At 63.3% G+C, this 17,343-nt stretch carries 20 protein-coding genes, 1 pseudogene and 2 riboswitches; of the genes and pseudogenes, 11 read left to right on the top strand and 10 right to left on the bottom strand.

Annotated elements, in window-relative coordinates:
- Nucleotides 1-3: 3 nt before the first annotated feature.
- The 4 genes from OKQ63_RS19745 to OKQ63_RS19730 all read right to left on the bottom strand — a co-directional run bounded on the left by OKQ63_RS19745 (nt 4) and on the right by OKQ63_RS19730 (nt 2,460).
- Nucleotides 4-246, bottom strand: a complete 243-nt coding sequence (locus OKQ63_RS19745) for an exodeoxyribonuclease VII small subunit (RefSeq protein WP_264211718.1) — start codon at nt 244-246, stop codon at nt 4-6.
- On the bottom strand, nt 243-1,169 hold the full coding sequence (locus tag OKQ63_RS19740; protein ID WP_264211717.1) for a histone deacetylase family protein: 927 nt from the start codon (nt 1,167-1,169) through the stop codon (nt 243-245). Before OKQ63_RS19740 ends, OKQ63_RS19745 begins: the two co-directional genes overlap by 4 nt.
- Before the next feature lie 80 nt (nt 1,170-1,249).
- A complete protein-coding gene (locus OKQ63_RS19735; protein ID WP_264211716.1) occupies nt 1,250-1,951 on the bottom strand; it encodes a response regulator in 702 nt (233 codons plus the stop codon).
- Nucleotides 1,948-2,460, bottom strand: a complete 513-nt coding sequence (locus tag OKQ63_RS19730; RefSeq protein WP_264211715.1) for a MarR family winged helix-turn-helix transcriptional regulator — start codon at nt 2,458-2,460, stop codon at nt 1,948-1,950. Before OKQ63_RS19730 ends, OKQ63_RS19735 begins: the two co-directional genes overlap by 4 nt.
- A 162-nt stretch (nt 2,461-2,622) precedes the next feature.
- Here OKQ63_RS19730 and OKQ63_RS19725 point away from each other — a divergent pair, with 162 nt between their 5' ends.
- Both OKQ63_RS19725 and OKQ63_RS26175 read left to right on the top strand, forming a co-directional pair.
- Entirely contained in the window at nt 2,623-3,489 is an 867-nt protein-coding gene (locus OKQ63_RS19725; protein ID WP_264211714.1) for a branched-chain amino acid aminotransferase, read from the top strand.
- Nucleotides 3,490-4,202: 713 nt separating this feature from the next.
- Nucleotides 4,203-4,397: a hypothetical protein gene (locus OKQ63_RS26175; protein ID WP_350356290.1), complete on the top strand. Its 195-nt coding sequence runs from the start codon at nt 4,203-4,205 to the stop codon at nt 4,395-4,397.
- A gap of 72 nt (nt 4,398-4,469) precedes the next feature.
- Here the strand turns inward: OKQ63_RS26175 and OKQ63_RS19715 are convergent, their stop codons facing one another.
- Entirely contained in the window at nt 4,470-5,306 is an 837-nt protein-coding gene (locus tag OKQ63_RS19715; protein ID WP_264211713.1) for a LysR substrate-binding domain-containing protein, read from the bottom strand.
- Nucleotides 5,307-5,402: 96 nt separating this feature from the next.
- Between OKQ63_RS19715 and OKQ63_RS19710 the strand changes: the two are divergent.
- Both OKQ63_RS19710 and OKQ63_RS19705 read left to right on the top strand, forming a co-directional pair.
- Nucleotides 5,403-6,106 (top strand): annotated as a pseudogene (locus OKQ63_RS19710) (SDR family oxidoreductase).
- Nucleotides 6,096-6,350, top strand: coding sequence for a DUF6552 family protein (locus tag OKQ63_RS19705; RefSeq protein WP_264211712.1), 255 nt, complete (start codon nt 6,096-6,098; stop codon nt 6,348-6,350). The pseudogene OKQ63_RS19710 and the gene OKQ63_RS19705 overlap by 11 nt, the downstream one beginning before the upstream one ends.
- 7 nt (nt 6,351-6,357) lie before the next feature.
- On the opposite strand, the gene OKQ63_RS19700 is transcribed toward OKQ63_RS19705, so the two are convergent.
- Nucleotides 6,358-7,293 (bottom strand): DMT family transporter, encoded by a 936-nt coding sequence (locus tag OKQ63_RS19700; protein WP_264211711.1) that lies wholly within the window; start codon nt 7,291-7,293, stop codon nt 6,358-6,360.
- 95 nt (nt 7,294-7,388) lie between these two features.
- Between OKQ63_RS19700 and OKQ63_RS19695 the strand changes: the two genes are divergently transcribed.
- On the top strand, nt 7,389-8,891 hold the full coding sequence (locus tag OKQ63_RS19695; protein WP_264211710.1) for a malonate--CoA ligase: 1,503 nt from the start codon (nt 7,389-7,391) through the stop codon (nt 8,889-8,891).
- A gap of 15 nt (nt 8,892-8,906) precedes the next feature.
- Here the strand turns inward: OKQ63_RS19695 and OKQ63_RS19690 are convergent, their stop codons facing one another.
- Entirely contained in the window at nt 8,907-9,545 is a 639-nt protein-coding gene (locus OKQ63_RS19690) for a cation efflux transmembrane domain-containing protein (protein ID WP_264211709.1), read from the bottom strand.
- Nucleotides 9,546-9,618: 73 nt separating this feature from the next.
- On the opposite strand from OKQ63_RS19690, the gene OKQ63_RS19685 reads away from it, so the two are divergent.
- Nucleotides 9,619-10,035 (top strand): MerR family transcriptional regulator, encoded by a 417-nt coding sequence (locus tag OKQ63_RS19685; protein WP_264211708.1) that lies wholly within the window; start codon nt 9,619-9,621, stop codon nt 10,033-10,035.
- Nucleotides 10,036-10,106: 71 nt separating this feature from the next.
- Here the strand turns inward: OKQ63_RS19685 and aroC are convergent, their stop codons facing one another.
- The gene (gene aroC / locus OKQ63_RS19680; protein WP_264211707.1) at nt 10,107-11,207 is read right to left on the bottom strand and encodes a chorismate synthase; all 1,101 of its coding nucleotides are present in this window, start codon (nt 11,205-11,207) and stop codon (nt 10,107-10,109) included.
- A 232-nt stretch (nt 11,208-11,439) separates the two neighbouring features.
- Nucleotides 11,440-11,531, top strand: a riboswitch (TPP riboswitch).
- A gap of 32 nt (nt 11,532-11,563) precedes the next feature.
- On the opposite strand from aroC, the gene thiB reads away from it, so the two are divergent.
- The 3 genes from thiB to OKQ63_RS19665 are packed head-to-tail and all read left to right on the top strand — an operon-like array spanning nt 11,564 to nt 14,752.
- A complete protein-coding gene (thiB, locus tag OKQ63_RS19675; protein ID WP_264211706.1) occupies nt 11,564-12,541 on the top strand; it encodes a thiamine ABC transporter substrate binding subunit in 978 nt (325 codons plus the stop codon).
- On the top strand, nt 12,517-14,073 hold the full coding sequence (locus OKQ63_RS19670) for a thiamine/thiamine pyrophosphate ABC transporter permease ThiP (RefSeq protein WP_264211705.1): 1,557 nt from the start codon (nt 12,517-12,519) through the stop codon (nt 14,071-14,073). The genes thiB and OKQ63_RS19670 overlap by 25 nt, the downstream gene beginning before the upstream one ends.
- Nucleotides 14,060-14,752, top strand: coding sequence for a thiamine ABC transporter ATP-binding protein (locus OKQ63_RS19665; RefSeq protein WP_264211704.1), 693 nt, complete (start codon nt 14,060-14,062; stop codon nt 14,750-14,752). Before OKQ63_RS19670 ends, OKQ63_RS19665 begins: the two co-directional genes overlap by 14 nt.
- Nucleotides 14,753-14,831: 79 nt before the next feature.
- Here OKQ63_RS19665 and OKQ63_RS19660 read toward each other — a convergent pair whose 3' ends face one another.
- Nucleotides 14,832-15,269, bottom strand: a complete 438-nt coding sequence (locus tag OKQ63_RS19660) for a 6,7-dimethyl-8-ribityllumazine synthase (protein WP_264211703.1) — start codon at nt 15,267-15,269, stop codon at nt 14,832-14,834.
- A 78-nt stretch (nt 15,270-15,347) separates the two neighbouring features.
- Nucleotides 15,348-15,496, bottom strand: a riboswitch (FMN riboswitch).
- 50 nt (nt 15,497-15,546) lie between these two features.
- Complete coding sequence (locus tag OKQ63_RS19655; protein ID WP_264211702.1) at nt 15,547-15,843, bottom strand: antibiotic biosynthesis monooxygenase family protein; 297 nt, start codon at nt 15,841-15,843, stop codon at nt 15,547-15,549.
- Between the two features lie 118 nt (nt 15,844-15,961).
- On the opposite strand from OKQ63_RS19655, the gene OKQ63_RS19650 reads away from it, so the two are divergent.
- Both OKQ63_RS19650 and petA read left to right on the top strand, forming a co-directional pair.
- A complete protein-coding gene (locus tag OKQ63_RS19650; protein ID WP_264211701.1) occupies nt 15,962-16,564 on the top strand; it encodes a glutathione S-transferase in 603 nt (200 codons plus the stop codon).
- A gap of 212 nt (nt 16,565-16,776) precedes the next feature.
- Nucleotides 16,777-17,337, top strand: coding sequence for a ubiquinol-cytochrome c reductase iron-sulfur subunit (gene petA, locus OKQ63_RS19645; RefSeq protein ID WP_264211700.1), 561 nt, complete (start codon nt 16,777-16,779; stop codon nt 17,335-17,337).
- Nucleotides 17,338-17,343: the final 6 nt, after the last annotated feature.

Genomic DNA, 17,343 nt, shown 5'->3' with positions numbered 1-17,343 from the left:
GGCTTATCCGGCGTCCAGCGGCTGGGTGCCTGTCGGGGTGCCGTTGGCATCCAGCGAGATGGCGGCGACCTTTTCCTCGGCGCGCTTCAGCTCATCCTCGCAGCGTTTCTTCAGGGCTGCGCCCCGTTCATAGAGCGCAATCGAGGCGTCAAGCGCCACGTCGCCGCGTTCCAGCTGGTCCACCACGCCTTCCAGCTCGCGCATCGCCTGTTCAAAGCTCATCTGGTCTACGGGGGTCTCAGTCATGCCGGTGCCTTCATCAATTCTTCCACATGCGCGCGCGTTGCGGCGGCCAGCGCGTTCAGATCATATCCGCCTTCCAAAGTCGAGACGATACGGCCCCCGCAGAGCTCACTTGCGAGTTTGCACAGTTCCGCGGTGATCCAGGCGAAATCCGCGGTGGCCCAGTTCAGGCTGGCGAGCGGGTCGTCCTGATGGGCGTCAAAGCCGGCAGAGATGATGACCAGCTCCGGCTTGAAGGCGCGCAGGCGGGGAAAGGCCTGGGTTTCATAGGCAGACTGCATTTCCGCCCGGCCCGACCCCGGCGCCAGCGGCATGTTGAGGATATTACCGTGGGCACCGTCCTCTTCCGGGCGGCCCGATCCGGGCCACAGCGGCATCTGCTGGCTGGTGATCACCAGGGCGCGCGGCTCGTCCCACAGCAGGTCCTGGGTGCCGTTGCCGTGATGCACGTCGAAATCCACCACTGCGACGCGGCTCAGGCCGTGATGGTCCAGCGCGTGTTTGGCCGCGAGCGCCGCATTGCCGAACAGGCAGAAGCCCATGGCGGTATCGGTCTCGGCGTGGTGCCCCGGCGGGCGGACCGCGGCAAAGGCGTTCTGCACGTCGCCGCCCAGCACCATATCGACGCCGCGCACCACCGCGCCGGCCGCGCGGAAGGCCGCATCCAGCGAGCCGGGGGACATGAAGGTGTCGCCATCGATCTGGACCCAGCCCTCGGCCGGGGAGGCCTTGCGCAGATCTGCGAGATAGGAGGCCGGGTGGATGCGCAGGATGTCATCTTCGGCGGCCATCGGTGCGGTGACCCGTTTCAGGTCCAAGGGCTCCAGCGCGTGCAGGATGTGTTCCAGGCGTGCGACCTGTTCGGGGTGTCCGTCCGGTGTCACGTGAGACAAGCAGTCTGCGTGGGTAATCAAAGCGGTTGCCATAAAGATCCCCTGTTCATCTGGCTGAAAATATCCCTGCCGGAGGCTTGAAACCGCCGCACAGCGGCTCCCGGCCTGTCAGCTCAGTCCGGCGCCAGCATATAGCCCGCGCCGCGCACCGTCTGCAGGTATTGCGGCTGTTTCGGGTTCGGTTCTATCTTGCGGCGCAGGCGGGTGATCTGCACATCCACCGCCCGTTCCTGCGCCTGGCCACGGTCGCGGCCCAGATCCTCGACCAGCTTGGTGCGGGAGACCGGCTCGCCGGGCTGGGTCGAGAAGATCTTCATCAGCTGGCTTTCAGTGCCGGTGAGGCGGATCAGCTCATCGCCCTGCCACATTTCGCCGCGTTCGATGTCATAGCGGATGGCACCCAGGTGCAGAACCTTTGGGGCGCTTTCCTGCGCCACGGTGTCTGGCATCCTGCGCAGGATCGCATTGACCCGCAGCAGAAGCTCCTTGGGCTCAAAGGGCTTGGGCAGGTAGTCATCCGCGCCGGCCTCCAGCCCGGCGATCCTGTCCTCAGTGTCACCCTTGGCGGTCAGCAGCAGGATCGGGGTGGTCATGGTTTCGCGCAAAGAGGTGGTCAGTGAAATGCCGTCTTCTCCAGGCATCATCACATCCATGATGATCAGGTCGAATTCCAGTCCCGCCAGCACCCGGCGGGCATGGGCGGCATCGCGCGCCGCAGTCACCAGAAACCCGGAACGCATCAGGAACTTCTTCAGCAGGCCGCGGATGCGCTCGTCATCATCCACAATCAGCAGATGGGCATCGTTCGTGCTCATGCACCGGTTTCCCTCAGCTTGGCATAGGCGCGGCGCATGTCGGCATCCATCATCGCCTCTAGCACCTTCTTGAAGCCCTGCACTGCCTCGGGGCCGGCATCCTTGTAGGCCGCCCGCATCCGGGCGCGCTGGGCGTCCGACAGGGTCGCCTCCAGCGCTGCGCCCTGATCGGTCAGGTAGAGATGCCGCTCGCGCTTGTCCAGCTCGCCGACCTTGCTTTCCACCAGACCGTCGCCGATCAGCGTGCGCAGCACCCGGTTCAGCGACTGTTTCGTGACTCCCAGAATGCTGAGGAGGTTGTTGACTGTTGTGCCGGGCGAGCGGTTGATGAAGTGGATCGCCCGGTGATGCGCCCGGCCATAGGACAGTTCTGCCAGGATCCGGTCCGGATCGGCGGTAAAGCCGCGGTAGGCAAAAAACATTGCCTCAATCCCCTGGCGCAGCTGCTCATCGGTCAGAAACAGCAGGCTTTCACCGCCGTATCCCTGCCCTGTCCGGCCTTCAGGCATTTGGTGCCCCCTCGTCTGTCCTGGCGGCCAGTTTATGTCAGTGTTGTTGACATTCCAAGGGTGAAGATGTATCGAATCGCAGCTTTGACGCAATATTATGTCCGCTCCGGTCATAATTGGCGCAATAAATGGAAATCCCGCAGAGTTTCAGGAGGGTGCGGCATGGCAGGTTATGACGACCGCGACGGTGTGATCTGGATGGATGGGGAGCTGGTCGATTGGCGGGATGCCAAGGTGCATATCCTGACCCATGCGATGCATTATGCTTCCTCGGTGTTCGAAGGGGAACGCGCCTACAACGGCAAGATCTTCAAAAGCCGCGAGCATTCCGTGCGCCTGATCGCCTCGGCCGAGGCGCTGGACATGCCGATGCCCTACACGGTGGAGCAGATCGAGGCAGCCAAGGAAGAGGCGCTGAAAGCCTCCGGCCTGCAGGACGCCTATGTGCGGGCGCTGGTGTGGCGGGGTTCGGGCGAGGACATGGGGGTGGCTTCGGCCGCCAACCCGGTGCGGATGGCGGTCGCAGTCTGGGGCTGGGGCGCCTATTACGGCGATGCCAAGATGCAGGGCGCCAAATTGGCGATTGCCGAGTGGAAACGCCCGTCGCCGGAAACCATTCCGGTCCACGCCAAAGCCGCCGGACTTTACATGATCTGCACCATCTCCAAGCACAAGGCGGCGGCGCAGGGCTGCTCGGACGCGCTGTTCATGGATTACCGCGGCTATGTGGCCGAGGCCACCGGTGCCAACATCTTCTTTGTGAAGGGGGGCGAGGTTCACACTCCGCTGCCGGATTGCTTTTTGAACGGCATCACCCGCCAGACCGTGATCGGCATGCTCAAGGACAAGGGCATCACCGTGCACGAACGCCACATCATGCCGGAAGAGATGGAAGAGTTCGAGCAGTGCTGGCTAACCGGCACCGCCGCCGAGGTGACCCCGGTCGGCGAAATCGGCCCCTACAAGTTCGAAGTCGGCGCTCTGACCCGCGAGATCGCCGAGGACTACGAAAAGCTGGTCCGCTCGTAAGCGAACGCCCTTACTTTCCTTACTGGATTGAAAACCCCCGCCTTCGTGCGGGGGTTTTCTTTGCAGGAGTTGCCATCTGATTGTCACTGCGGATAGCGGCCGATCTCTATTCCCTGCACTTTTCCCGGTACTGCTCCCTGGTTTGGCAAATGGCTTATTAACCATTCCGGGGCAAGCTGCGCGCTGGTGCCCGCAATGGCGGAACGGGTATGCGCTGGACCTGAGCATTGCCTATGTGGGTTATTATGACCTGAGCCGCCGCCTGTATTGGCGGTGACCTGATTGCGCTGAAGCTGTCGGAGGTGCTGTTTGGCCAGGCGATCCGCGCCTGTCTTGAGCGTTGAAGGTCAAGCTGCCCGGTGCTGGCGGGCGTACCGCTATGCCTCCGAGGCGGCTTTTTCCCGCGTGTTCCGCAATCAGGTGGGCATGTTACCATCGGCCTACCGGCAGCTGTACAAGACTGCCTGAACGGCTGCGCCCTCCTTCGTTTTAACGATTTGCAGGATTTACGGGAGGACCGGAAATTCACTGTCCGGTCTGAGCAAGCCGTTCTGGGGCCATTACTGCGAACCGCGGTCTAGATGCCCTCAGTTGCAAGGGCCTGACCAAGCCTCTCTGTTTTGTGGCCCGCACCATCCATGCCTGTCTCGACTGCCCGTGGCCATCGCCCTGATGGGATTGTCCTGCCTGCTGGGCCTGGGTGGAAGCAATCATTGGCGTTTTGGCTGCTGGTGGGGACCGGCATCGCCGCCTTTACTCTGACGGTGCTGACCGGCCACCACCTCGGCCTGATCCGGGTGCTGCCCTGCAAGCTTCTTCTGACCGTCGACCTGATTGCCGGCCTCGCTTTCCTGGCGGAGCTTATTGTCTTTGGTTTTGCCGGGTGGATGCGGTCTTTTAGTGGCTGAATGGGGCTGTTGCAGTGGCGGAGATCTCGCTCAGCGCGCCGGAAGAAACTGAAACGGCCCTCCGTCTGAGCTCTATTGGCGCAGCAGCCAGTCCACCACTGCCTTGGACCGGCCCTGTGCGCTGGGCCACAGCACGTAAAACCCCTGATCCTCCAGCCGCGGCGCCTGCCACAGGATCTCCAGCGGCTGGCTGCCCAGGAATATGCGCGGCACCAGTGCGATACCCTGGCCGTTCACGGCCGCATCCATCGCCAGCGCTGTCTGGTTGAATTGCAGGACCCGACCGACTGCTGTGAGCCCCTCCTGCCGCAGCAGAAGGTCCCAGTGCCTGTGCCCGTCCTGGATCAGTGTGTGCCGGGCCAGGTCTGCCAGTTCCAAGGTTTTGTCCCGTGTTAGAGCCGAATCCGGCCGGGCCACAGCCACCAGGTCCACCAGCGACAGCAGAACAGAATTCAGCCCGCTGTCCTGCGGCTTGCTGCCTTGGCGGATGGCAATGTCGATGCCGTCCCGCTTGAAATCTGTCAGGCTCTCCTCTGCCACCACCCGCAGGTCGATATCGGGATGTGCGGCCTCGAACTCCGGCAGCCTCGGCACCAGCCATTTCGATGCAAAGGAGGGCGGCACCGACAGCGTCACCCGCTGTACCGCCGGTGCCAGCTTGTCTGTTGCCCCGCGGATCAGCGCCAGCGCTTGGCTCACCGGCGTGTGGTAGCTGCGCCCGGTATCGGTCAGTGTCAGCCCGCGTGCGTGGCGGTGGAACAGCTTGTGCCCCAGATCCGCCTCCAGCCGGCGCACTTGCTGAGCCACTGCGCCTTGGGTCAGGTGCAGTTCCTCTGCCGCGCGGCCGAAATTCAGATGGCGGGCGGCGGCATCGAACATTCGCAATGCATTGAGGTTGGGCAGGCGCATCAGATCCTAGCCAGTAGTTTTTCTGCAGTCTGGCGCGATGAGACATGATTGGTCAAGCGCGCCCTTGTCCGCCATCCTGGGAGCAAGCAAAGGAGTATGCAGATGACCAAAGTCGCACTTTTCACCGCTGCAGGCAGCGGCATGGGCGCGGAAGCCGCCCGCCACCTTCATGAACAAGGGTATGAGGTCGCCATCCTCTCCTCCTCGGGCAAAGGCGAGGCCCTGGCGCAGGAACTGGGCGGGGTGGGGTATACCGGCTCTAACCAAGAGCAAATGGACCTGCAGGCGCTGGTGGACAAGGCGATGGACCGATGGGGCGGATCGACGTTCTGGTCAATTCCGCGGGTCACGGACCCAAAGGCGACATCATGGAAATCAGCGATGACGACTGGCATCTGGGAATGGAATACTACCTTATGAACGTGATCCGCCCCACCCGGCTGGTGGCGCCGGTCATGGCGGCGCAGGGCAAGGGGGCGATCATCAACATCTCCACATTTGCGGTGTTTGAGCCGGATCCGCTGTTTCCTACCTCTGGTGTGTTCCGGGCCGGGCTTGCCAGCTTTACCAAGCTGTTTGCTGACAAATTCGCGGCCCAAGGCGTGCGGATGAACAACGTGCTGCCGGGCTTTATCGACAGCCTGCCCGAAACCGAAGACCGCAAGGCGCGCATCCCGATGGGGCGCTACGGCTCTGCGCGCGAGGTTTCGGCGCTGATTGCCTATCTGGCCTCGGATGATGCCGCCTATACCACTGGCCAGAACATCCGCGTGGACGGGGGACTGACCCGTGCAGTCTGATGTCCGGACCCTGCCAGGCGCTGTCGCGGTCAACCCGGCCTTCGTTCTGAAATGGGCCGCGTCGATCATCCAGATCCTCGGCTATTCCGCGACTGCTTGGGGGCTGCATCCTTGGAACATATATATGTTCCTGGCCGGACTCACTGGCTGGTTCCTGGTTGGGGTTCTGTGGAACGACAGGGCGATCATGCTGATCCATGTGGTGGCGCTTGGCGCGATGATTGCGGGCTTGTGGTCCAGTTAGAGCCTGTTTATCCACCCTTCGGGTCAATCAGCGGCTTCGCCTTGCCGCGCCGCAGGCCGAGCCGGTGCTCGCGCCAAATCACCAGTACATTGCCGGCAATCACCAGCGCAGCACCCGCCAGCATCACCAGTGTCGGCCATTCATCGAACCAGACGTAACCGATGATGATTGCAAAGATCATCGAGGCGTAGTCATAAGGCGCCAGCATCGAGGCCGGGGCAAACCGGTAGGACGAGGTAACCAGGATCTGGGCCACACCGCCGACCAGCCCGGCACTGATCAGCAGCGCGGCCGTTTGCGGATCTGGCATCACCCAGCCGAAAGGCGCGGTCAACAGCGCCAGCCCGGACGCGGTCAGCGAGAAGTAGAATACGATCGCTGCGGTGTGCTCGGACTGCACCATGCGGCGGATGTGGATCTGCACGAATCCTCGGGCGACCGTAGCGCCGACCACAAGCAGCACGCCCAGCATCGCGCCATTTTCCAGATCGCCGCCCAGCCGCGGCCAGATCATGATCAGCACCCCCAGAAGCCCGATGGCCACCGCCGATATCCGCACCAGCCGGATGGTTTCCCCCAGGAACATTGCTGCCAGGATCAGGGTAAAGATCGGTGTCGCATAGCCAATAGCGGTGACTTCGGGCAGCGGCAGCAGCGCCAGTCCCATGAAGGTCATGCCCATCGCCGAAGTGCCGACCAGCCCGCGCCACACGTGAAACATCGGTTTCTTGGTGATCAGCCCGTGCCGCAGCTCTCCGCGCGCGGCCAGCCACGCCACGATAACCGGGATCGCAAAGAAGGAGCGGAAGAACACTGCCTCCCCCGCAGGCACAGTTTCAGAAGTGGCTTTGATGATCCCGGACAGCGCGGTGAACAGCGCGATGGCGGTCACTTTCAGCAGGACCGCCAGCACAGGCCGATGCGATGTTAAGGATTTCGCCATGGCGCGACCCTGCGCCCAAGCGCCGCAAAGATCAATGGCTTGATTTCGGCGGGCCGAGGCGCGCAAATGGCGCCGCCAGAACAAGGAGTCCGCCAATGTATGACGCCAATCACCTGATCCGCCAGTTGCGCGAATCCTCCCTGGGGCGCGAGGTGGATGTCTTTGCCCGGCTTCCCGGCGGCGGCACGGTGACCTTTGGCGCGCTGTTTGCGGGGGCAGAGCGGATGGCGGCGGCGCTGGCGGGCCAAGGCGTGCAGCCGGGAGACCGGGTGGCGTTTCAGGTTCAGAAAACCATTCAGGCAATTGAAGCTTACCTGGGCACGGTGATGGCCGGCGGTATCTTCCTGCCCTTGAACACTGCCTATACCGGGCCGGAGGTTGCTTATTTTGTGGGCGACGCAACGCCCCGGGTGGTGGTCTGCGATCCTGCACGGCTGGCGGAGATCAGTGCCATCTCAGGGAAGGCGGAGGTGCTGACACTGGATGCGGCGGGGCAGGGATCCTTGCGTGATCTGTCGGATGGCCAGTCGGGGTTTGAACCTGTTTCTCGGCAGGCGGGTGATCTGGCGGCGATCCTTTACACCTCCGGCACCACCGGCCGCTCAAAAGGCGCGATGCTAAGCCATGACAATCTGGCCTCCAATTCGCTGACTTTGCGGGACTATTGGCGGTTCACCAAGGACGACGTGCTGATCCATGCGCTGCCGATCTTCCACACCCACGGGCTGTTTGTGGCAACCAATGTGGCGCTGTTTGCAGGCGCCCAGGTGGTGTTTCTGCCGGGCTTTGATGCGGATGCCATCCTGGAAGCCATGCCCTCGGCCACTGCGCTGATGGGGGTGCCGACCTTCTACACTCGCTTGCTGGCGGAAGAGCGGCTGACCCGGGAGCGTGCAGCGAATATGCGTCTGTTCATTTCCGGTTCTGCGCCCTTGCTGGTGGACACCCATGAGCAATGGGAGGCGCGTACTGGCCACCGCATTCTGGAACGCTACGGGATGACCGAAACCAATATGAGCACGTCGAACCCCTACGATGGAGACCGCCGGGCCGGCACGGTCGGTGTTCCGCTGCCAGGAGTGGAGGCGCGGGTGATGCTGGACCGTGCCGAAGTGCCGCCAGGGGACATTGGTGTGCTGGAGGTGCGCGGGCCGAATGTATTCAAGGGATACTGGCAGATGCCGGAGAAAACCGCCGAGGAGCTGAGGCCGGATGGCTGGTTCGTCACCGGTGATATGGCGAAAACCGATGCGGATGGATACGTCACGATCGTCGGGCGAGAGAAGGACCTGATCATCACTGGCGGCTTCAACGTCTATCCCAAGGAAGTGGAAAGCCTGATCGACGATCTGCCTGGCGTGCTGGAATGCGCGGTGATCGGCGTGCCGCATCCCGACTTCGGCGAGGGCGTGGTGGCCGTGGTGGTGCCGGAAGGAAAGGGCACCAGTGGCGAGGCCATCAAAGCGGCGCTTTCCGGCCACCTGGCCAAGTTCAAGCAGCCCAAGGAAATCATCCTGCTGGACGCGCTGCCGCGCAACACTATGGGCAAAGTGCAGAAGAAAGCCCTGCGCGAAGAATACGCAGGGCTGTTTGTTTAAGGGATCTCTATGCCCTCAGTGCTGATGAGCCGCTGTGCGCGTCTCTTCCTCGCGTCTTTCACGGACCGCTTGCACCAGGATCTGGAAGGCAGAACTGAGGAAAAGCCCGGCCATGATCCCCGCCACAATCAGGTCCGGCCAACCGGTGCCCGTACCCCAGACTCCCAGCGCCGCAAACATCACCGCCACATTGCCGATCGCATCATTGCGCGAACACAGCCAGACCGAGCGCACGTTGGCATCGCCGTCCTTGTAGCGTGCCAGGATCAGCACCGAGATCAGGTTGGCCGCCAGCGCCATGAAGCCGATCACGCCCATGATATGCGCCTGCGGCACACCGACGTAGAACACCTGATAAGCGGTGGAGCCGAACACCCATAGCCCCATCAGCAGCAGGCTGATGCCCTTGCCCAGTGCCGCTAGCGCCCGGGTGCGCAGGGTGGCACCGATCACTGCCAGCGAGATACCATAAGTCAGCGCATCGCCCAGAAAGTCCAGCGCGTCCGCCTTCAGCGCCTGGCTGCCGGATAGCTGGCCCGCGCCCATTTCCACCGCGAACATGCCTGCGTTGATGGCGATCACCAGCCAAAGCCTGCGTTTGTAGTCCGCAGATACCCCGTCAAACCGGGCGTTGTGGTTGCAGCAGCCTGCCATTGCTCTTGTCCTCATTCCTGATTCGGGATCAATGTAAGGCCTCTAGTCACTAGAGCATCAAGAGGTCTTGCGCATGTTTTCCATCGGCCAGTTGTCCAAGGCCACCGGGGTCAAGGTCCCGACCATCCGCTACTACGAGGAGATCGGTCTGCTGCCGGAGCCGGGCCGCAATGCCGGCAACCAGCGCCGTTACGGGCAGGATGGCATTGATGCGCTGGGCTTCATCAAACACGCGCGCGATCTCGGGTTTTCGCTGGAGGACATCAGGGCGCTTATGGGGCTGGACGGCAACTTGGGCAATGATTGTGCCGAGGCTGACCGGATTGCCCGCAGTCAGCTGGCCAATGTCCGCGCGCGCATCCGCAAACTGGAACAGCTGGCGGCGGAACTGGAGCGGATCAGCCAACTATGCGACGGCGGCAACGGCGGCTGCTGCAAGGTGCTGACCGCGCTGGGAGACCACAGCCAATGTGCAGGCGAGCATGCGTGACGTCTTTTGCCTGACCTGGGGCAGACGCGGCTGGCAATATTAGGAAATACGCCCTTATCAGAGCCTGCTCCTCAGCCGATCCGGCCCTGGTTTTCGCCAATCTGGCCGCGGTGCAGCAGCAGGTGGTCCAGGATCACGCAGGCCATCATTGCCTCGGCCACAGGCACCGCGCGGATGCCGACGCAGGGGTCGTGGCGGCCCTTGGTGATCACCTCGATGGCGGAGCCGTCCTTGCGGATCGACTTGCGCGGGGTGAGGATCGACGACGTCGGCTTGACGGCAAAGCGCACCACCACGTCCTGGCCGGTGGAAATCCCGCCGAGGATGCCGCCGGCGTGGTTGGAGGAATACTCTACCCCGTCGTCGCCCATGAAGATCTCATCGGCATTTTCCGAGCCTTTCAGCCATGCGGCATTCATGCCCTCGCCGATCTCGACGCCCTTCACCGCGTTGATCGACATCATCGCGGCGGCCAGATCGGTGTCCAGCTTGCCATAGACAGGCGCGCCGATACCGGCGGGGACGCCGCGGGCCACAACCTCGACCACGGCGCCAACCGAGTCATGCGCCTTGCGCAGGCCTTGCAGGTAGTCTTCCCACTCCTGCACGGCGCCCGCATCGGGTATCCAGAAATCATTCTGGTCGATCGCGTCCCAGTCGAACCTGCTGCGGTCGATCTCCAGCTCCCCCATCCGGGTCATGTAGCCCTTGATCTCCAGCTCCGGCACCAGTGCCCTGATTGCTTCACGTGCAACACCGCCCGCAGCCACCCGCGCTGCGGTTTCACGCGCCGAGGAACGCCCGCCGCCGCGGTAGTCGCGGTTGCCGTATTTCTGGAAATAGGTGATGTCGGCATGGCCCGGGCGGAAGGTTTGCGAGATCTCGCCGTAATCCTTGGACCGCTGGTCGGTATTCTCGATCATCAGCTGGATCGGGGTGCCGGTGGACATGCCGTCGAACACGCCCGACAGGATCTTCACCGCATCCGGCTCATTGCGCTGGGTGGTGTTCTTGTTCTGGCCGGGGCGGCGCTTGTCGAGCCACTGCTGCAGCATCTCCGGCTCCAGCGGCACGTTGGGCGGGCAGCCGTCCACGGTGGCGCCAAGTGCGGGCCCGTGGCTCTCGCCCCAGGTGGTGACGCGGAAGAGGTGTCCAAAGCTGTTCATCGACATGCGGCGCGGTCTCCTTTGCGGGACGTGCTTAGCGGGCAGGGGCCTGTCCCTCAAGAGGATTCCTGTGCGGCGGACCGGGCCGGGGGCGCTGCCCCAACCGTTTGCAGCGGCTCCCCCGGGATTTTTTCAGCCAGATGAACAGGGGATCTTTGCCGGCAGCGGTCGGGTTTGCCGAAGCCATAGGCCATGTTTTGAGTTTGGCTTGTGTTTGCTGCGCCTGAGGCATAATGTCCGCGCCACCTCGGGGTGCGCGGCAGCGCTGAGATGACACCCGTTGAACCTGAACCGGATCACACCGGCGGAGGGAAGGTACTGGACAGCCTCCACCCTTGCCCAAAGCCGCAAAGGAGGATGGCATGAAACATCTTGCATTTGCAGCGGGACTGCTCGGCGCATCGGCAGCTTTTGCCGAAACGTCCGAACTGATCGTTTACACCTATGACAGCTTCGTATCCGACTGGGGTCCCGGCCCGGCGGTGGAAAAAGCCTTTGAAGAAGTCTGCGGCTGCGATCTGAAACTGGTGGGCACCGGCGACGGCGCGGCGCTGCTGGCGCGGGTCAAGCTGGAAGGAGAACGCTCGGATGCTGACGTCGTTCTGGGCCTCGACACCAACCTGACCGCGGCGGCCAAGGAAACCGGTCTGTTTGCGGATCACTCGGTCAGCGCCGACTTTGCGCTGCCGGTTGAATGGAATGACGCGACTTTTGTGCCCTATGACTGGGGTTATTTTGCCTTTGTCCACAACGCCGATGCAGCTGCGCCTGCGGACTTCAGGGCGCTGGCCGCCAGCGACCAGAAAATTGTGATTCAGGATCCGCGTTCCTCGACCCCGGGCCTGGGCCTGCTGCTGTGGGTCAAGGCGGCCTATGGCGACGAAGCGCCGGAGATCTGGCGAGGCCTGTCTGATAATGTCGTCACTGTGACCAAGGGCTGGTCGGAGGCCTACGGCATGTTCCTGGAAGGCGAGGCCGACATGGTCCTCTCTTACACCACCTCGCCTGCGTACCACCTGATTGCTGAGGAAGACAGCTCCAAGGCGGCCGCCGCCTTTGACGAGGGCCATTACATGCAGGTGGAAGTGGCCGGCAAGCTGGCGGCCAGCGACCAGCCGGAGCTGGCAGACCAGTTCCTGGCCTTCATGGTGTCGGATGCCTTCCAGTCGATCATTCCGACCACCAATTGGATGTACCCGGCAGTGACCCCGGCAGCGGGCCTTCCGGAAGGTTTCGGCACCCTGATCGCGCCGGAAAAATCCCTGTTGCTGGATGAGACTGAAGCGGCAGACGTGCGGGAGGCGGCGCTGGGCGAATGGCTGGACGCGCTCAGCCATTAAGCGCGTTTTCCGGGGTCAGCGCGGCCCTGCTAGTGGCGGCGCTGATTCTGGGGACCCTTGGCGCTGTGGCGTTCAGGGCAGAGGCCGGAACCGGCCTCGCCGCCAGCGATTGGGCCGCGCTGCAGTTCACGCTGACACAAGCCTGCCTGTCGGCGCTGTTGAGCGTCGGGTTGGCGGTGCCGGTTGCTCGTGCATTGGCCCGGCAGCGGTTTCCGGGGCGGACGCTGCTGGTTGCCCTGCTCGGTGCGCCTTTCATTCTTCCGGTCATCGTGGCAATCCTTGGCTTGCTGGCGGTGTTTGGCCGGGCCGGCTGGCTGAGCGGTTTGCTTGGCCTTTTCGGGCTGGAGCCGGTGCAGATTTACGGATTGCACGGGGTGGTGCTGGCGCATGTTTTCTTCAATCTGCCGCTGGCGACCCGGCTGTTCCTCCAGGGGTGGCAGGAAATTCCGGCAGAGCGTTTCCGACAGGCGGCACAACTGGATGCCGGGCCGCTGGCGATGTGGCGGCTCTTGGAAGGGCCAATGCTGCGGCGGGTGGCGCCCGGGGCTCTGGCCGTTGTCTTTGCCATCAGCCTGTCCAGCTTTGCTGTGGCGCTGACCCTGGGCGGCGGGCCGAGGGCCACCACCATTGAGCTCGCCATCTATCAGGCGTTCCGGTTTGATTTCGATCTTGGCCGCGCTGCGCTGTTGTCCGGGATGCAGCTGCTTCTGACTGGTGCCGCCGCATTGGTGGCGCTGCGGGTGTCGTCAGGAGAGGGCTTTGGCGCCGGCCTTGACCGCGCGGTGCGGCGCTGGGACGGGCAGGGTGCATTGGCGCGCAGCATGGACTGCTTTTGGATTGTCCTTTCCGGCGCCTTTCTGCTGCTGCCGCTGGCGGCGATCGTGCTGGCCGGGCTGCCCGGTGCCGCATCGTTGAATGCGTCCGTCTGGCAGGCCGCAGGGAATTCCATTCTGGTGGCGGCGCTCAGCACAGCCATTCTGCTGATGCTGGCCCTGCCGATGGCGGCTGCAGTTGCTGCGGGGCGGAGCGGCGTGACCGAGCTGTCGGGGATTCTGGGGTTGGCGGCCTCGCCGCTGGTGATCGGCACCGGGCTGTTCATTCTGATCTATCCCATTGCCGACCCGTTTGCGCTGGCACTGCCGGTAACAGCGCTGGTCAATGCGGTGATGGCGCTGCCTTTTGCCATGCGCATCCTGGTGCCGCGGGCACGGGACGTGCTGCGGCGCTACGGGCGCCTGTCGCTGTCGCTGGACATGCAGGGCTGGGCCTTTGTCCGCCGGGTCTACTTGCCCCGGATGCGGGCGCAGACCGGGTTTGCTGCCGGGTTGGCGGCGGCCTTGTCGATGGGGGATCTGGGCGTGGTAGCGCTGTTTGCGGATCCGGAGTTCGCGACGCTGCCCTTGCAGATCTACCGGCTGATGGGAGCCTACCGGATGGAGGCGGCGGCGGGTGCGGCGCTGGTCTTGCTGATGCTCTCGATGGGGGTGTTCTGGATCCTGGACCGCGGAGGGCGCTGGCATGCTGAGGCTTGAGAATTGCCGGATCATGAATGGCGGCTTTGCCGTGGAGGCCGATCTGGAGATAGCGCCGGGTGCCTGTGTGGCGGTGATCGGGCCTTCAGGTGCCGGGAAGTCGACACTGGTTGAGGCCGTTGCCGGATTTTTGCCGCTCGCACGCGGACGGATCAGCTTGAATGGTGCGGATCTGAGCGGCCTGCAGCCGGGCAAGAGGCCGATTGCGATGCTGTTTCAGGACGGCAACCTGTTTCCGCATCTGACCGTGGCACAGAATGTTGCGCTGGGAGTGAGTGCCAATCTGCGGCTGGCGGAGGCGGACTGGCGCCGGGTGGCGGATGCTCTGGAGCGTGTGGGCCTGAATGGAATGGGCGCCCGCAAGCCTGCGGCGCTGTCTGGCGGGCAGCAGAGCCGGGTGGCTTTGGCGCGGGTGCTGGTGCAGGGGCGGGAAGTCCTGCTTCTGGATGAACCCTTTGCCGCGCTGGGACCTGCACTGAAAGCGGAGATGCTGGATCTGGTGGCGGAACTGGCCAGCGAAAGCGGTGCCACCGTGCTGATGGTCAGCCACGATCCGGATGATGCCCGCCGGATTGCGGGCCTGGTGGTGCTGGTGGCAGAGGGCAAGGCGCACCCGCCGCAAAAGACGGCGGAGCTGCTGGATAACCCGCCGCCTGCGTTGAAGGCGTATCTGGGGTAGCCCGTCTTGGGACCTCTTGCCCGGCCATTTGGCCGGGCTGCGCCTGCCTGCTCCCCCAAGGCAGGCGCAGCTCTCAACTTTACGCTGCCAGCGCAGCTTTTCGCGTCTTGCCGATCATCAATGCAGCATTTGCCGCCTCGCGCCCCTTCTCCACGAAATGCGCGCGGTAGATCGCGTTGTGATGTTCCGTTTCCTGGTACTGATGCGGTGTGAGCGAAACCGACAATACCGGCACTCCGGTCTCCAGTCCGGCGCGCATCAGCCCGTCTACCACGGCCTGGGCGACGAAATCATGCCGGTAGATGCCGCCATCCACAACAAGAGCGGCACAGGCCACAGCGGCGTATTTTCCGGTCTTGGCCAGCTCCTGTGCCAGAAGCGGCATTTCGAAGGCGCCGGGCACGTCGAAGACGTCGACCTGCTCTGCCGGGACCAGCTGCAGGAAACCCTCCAGCGCCCGGTCCACGATATCTGCATGCCATTGCGCCTTGATGAAGGCATAGCGGGTGTGTGTCATGTCGTAATCTCCTTTGGTTCTGACACGTCACCCAAGGCGATCACGAACAGACGGGCGCGCATTTCCCGCGGCCCTTCTGCACGTTCTCTTCCATCCGGACTGTGACCGTCGGCTCTGGAGTCGCACCAGATCTGCTGACACTTCCAAAATTTGGAAGCCGCTCGCGGGCTTGCGGGACGCGCCCGCTTACCGCCGGTGGGGAATTCCGCCCCGCCCTGAGAACGGCGGAACTGTGCCAAGCGGAGAAGGTTCCTGCAAGCGGGAACTGCGGGACAGGTCAGGATTCAACCAGATCGTAATGCTTGATGGTGCGCGACTCGACCAGTTCAGCCTCGGCGGGGTCGATATGCGGGCTGGTGTAATGATCACCAACAAAGGCCTTTAATGAGGCCAGATCCTTCCAGACCATGACAAAGCTGAACTCCCGCGGGGTTTCGGCACGCGGCGCGCCCGGCAGGACCGAGACGATGCCGTCGGTGCCTTTCATCAGCGGGATCGCGGTTTCATGAAAGAATCTGCTGAACTCGGCCTCTTTGCCCGGCCGGACGACCACCTGGAATATCCGCATAATCATTGGTTGAGCCTCCCTGTGCTTCTGGCGGGCTTGTACCCAATATAGCACAGACAGAGGCTTGGCTCTTTTCATTGGTGCGGCTTGCAGTAGGCTGCAGCAAAACAGCGGAGGATTTTCCATGAAGCTCACCTACTCCCCGGCGTCGCCCTTTGCCCGCAAAGTCGTGGTGCTGCTGCATGAAACCGGGCAGCTGGATGATGTTGAAATGCTCAATGTTGCGACCACACCCGTCAGCCCCAGCCAAGAGGTGAAGGCCAGCAACCCGCTGGCCAAGATCCCGGCGCTGGAGCGCAATGACGGGCCTGCGCTGTATGACAGCCGGGTAATCTGCGCCTATCTGGACGCGCGCGCGGGCGGCAGGCTGTATCGCGGCGGCTGGGACAGCAAGGTGCTGGAAGCAACCGCCGACGGGATCATGGATGCAGCGGTTCTGATGTCTTACGAAAAGCGGCTGCGGCCGGAAGAAAAGCAGTGGGACGAGTGGCTGGAAGCGCAGCGGGGCAAGGTGCTGGGTGCCTGCGCGGCACTGAATGCGCGCTGGATGAGCCACCTGCAGGGACCGCTGGACATCGGTCAGATCGCGGTCGCCTGTGCGCTGGCCTATGTGGACTTCCGCCACCCGGATGCGGGCTGGCGCCAAGGCAACGAGGCGCTGGCGGAGTGGTATTCGGAATTTGATTCGCGCCCCTCGATGCTGGCAACAAAACCGCCTGCGGGCTGAGCTCGGCTCTTGAAACGGACGGGGGCCGCACCGAGATGGGTGTGGCACTGTCACACAGGCGAGACAGAAATCCCGTCCTGCGGCTTTCTGCGCGCCTATGAGCGCTGGACGAAAGCCATTCTCCCCGCTAGACACGCGCCAGAGTCACTGCGAGCAATCGCGGTGCATGCGCATGTTTGCCCTAAACGGGCGCTGGAATTGGAGAAAACCTCGTGTCCCACGCAGAAGACCACGAAGGAACCCGGAGAGATTTCCTCTACTACGCCACTGCCGGCGCCGGGGCAGTGACCGCGGGTGCCGCCGTATGGCCCCTGGTCAACCAGATGAACCCCTCTGCCGATGTAAAAGCGCTGTCCTCGATCCTGGTCGATGTCAGCGGCGTGGAAGTTGGAACGCAGATTTCGGTCATGTTTCTGGGCAAGCCGGTGTTCATCCGCCGCCGCACCCAGGAAGAGATCGACGCCGCCCGTGCCGTGGAAATGTCCGAGCTGATCGACCCGCGGTCGGAAAACCCGAACAAGCCGGGGACCGATGCGGCGGACGTGAACCGCACCATGGACGAGGCCGGTGAATGGCTGGTGATGATGGGTGTCTGCACCCACCTCGGCTGTGTGCCGCTGGGCGACGGTGCCGGTGATTTCCATGGTTGGTTCTGCCCCTGCCACGGGTCGCATTACGACACCGCAGGCCGCATCCGCAAAGGCCCGGCGCCTGAGAACCTGCACGTGCCGGTGGCTGAGTTCACCGACGCCAACACCATCAAGCTGGGATAAGGAAAC

The organism is Leisingera thetidis (assembly GCF_025857195.1).
Lineage (GTDB): Bacteria > Pseudomonadota > Alphaproteobacteria > Rhodobacterales > Rhodobacteraceae > Leisingera > Leisingera thetidis.
This window is presented reverse-complemented; position numbering and strand designations above follow the sequence as displayed.

What these genes read in the sequence shown, in the direction of transcription:
- OKQ63_RS19745 (WP_264211718.1), bottom strand. Translation starts at nt 246, where the DNA reads ATGACTGAGACCCCCGTAGACCAGATGAGCTTTGAACAGGCGATGCGC.
- OKQ63_RS19740 (WP_264211717.1), bottom strand. Translation starts at nt 1,169, where the DNA reads ATGGCAACCGCTTTGATTACCCACGCAGACTGCTTGTCTCACGTGACA.
- OKQ63_RS19735 (WP_264211716.1), bottom strand. Translation starts at nt 1,951, where the DNA reads ATGAGCACGAACGATGCCCATCTGCTGATTGTGGATGATGACGAGCGC.
- OKQ63_RS19730 (WP_264211715.1), bottom strand. Translation starts at nt 2,460, where the DNA reads ATGCCTGAAGGCCGGACAGGGCAGGGATACGGCGGTGAAAGCCTGCTG.
- OKQ63_RS19725 (WP_264211714.1), top strand. Translation starts at nt 2,623, where the DNA reads ATGGCAGGTTATGACGACCGCGACGGTGTGATCTGGATGGATGGGGAG.
- OKQ63_RS19715 (WP_264211713.1), bottom strand. Translation starts at nt 5,306, where the DNA reads ATGCGCCTGCCCAACCTCAATGCATTGCGAATGTTCGATGCCGCCGCC.
- OKQ63_RS19700 (WP_264211711.1), bottom strand. Translation starts at nt 7,293, where the DNA reads ATGGCGAAATCCTTAACATCGCATCGGCCTGTGCTGGCGGTCCTGCTG.
- OKQ63_RS19695 (WP_264211710.1), top strand. Translation starts at nt 7,389, where the DNA reads ATGTATGACGCCAATCACCTGATCCGCCAGTTGCGCGAATCCTCCCTG.
- OKQ63_RS19690 (WP_264211709.1), bottom strand. Translation starts at nt 9,545, where the DNA reads ATGGCAGGCTGCTGCAACCACAACGCCCGGTTTGACGGGGTATCTGCG.
- OKQ63_RS19685 (WP_264211708.1), top strand. Translation starts at nt 9,619, where the DNA reads ATGTTTTCCATCGGCCAGTTGTCCAAGGCCACCGGGGTCAAGGTCCCG.
- aroC (WP_264211707.1), bottom strand. Translation starts at nt 11,207, where the DNA reads ATGTCGATGAACAGCTTTGGACACCTCTTCCGCGTCACCACCTGGGGC.
- thiB (WP_264211706.1), top strand. Translation starts at nt 11,564, where the DNA reads ATGAAACATCTTGCATTTGCAGCGGGACTGCTCGGCGCATCGGCAGCT.
- OKQ63_RS19670 (WP_264211705.1), top strand. Translation starts at nt 12,517, where the DNA reads ATGGCTGGACGCGCTCAGCCATTAAGCGCGTTTTCCGGGGTCAGCGCG.
- OKQ63_RS19665 (WP_264211704.1), top strand. Translation starts at nt 14,060, where the DNA reads ATGCTGAGGCTTGAGAATTGCCGGATCATGAATGGCGGCTTTGCCGTG.
- OKQ63_RS19660 (WP_264211703.1), bottom strand. Translation starts at nt 15,269, where the DNA reads ATGACACACACCCGCTATGCCTTCATCAAGGCGCAATGGCATGCAGAT.
- OKQ63_RS19655 (WP_264211702.1), bottom strand. Translation starts at nt 15,843, where the DNA reads ATGATTATGCGGATATTCCAGGTGGTCGTCCGGCCGGGCAAAGAGGCC.
- OKQ63_RS19650 (WP_264211701.1), top strand. Translation starts at nt 15,962, where the DNA reads ATGAAGCTCACCTACTCCCCGGCGTCGCCCTTTGCCCGCAAAGTCGTG.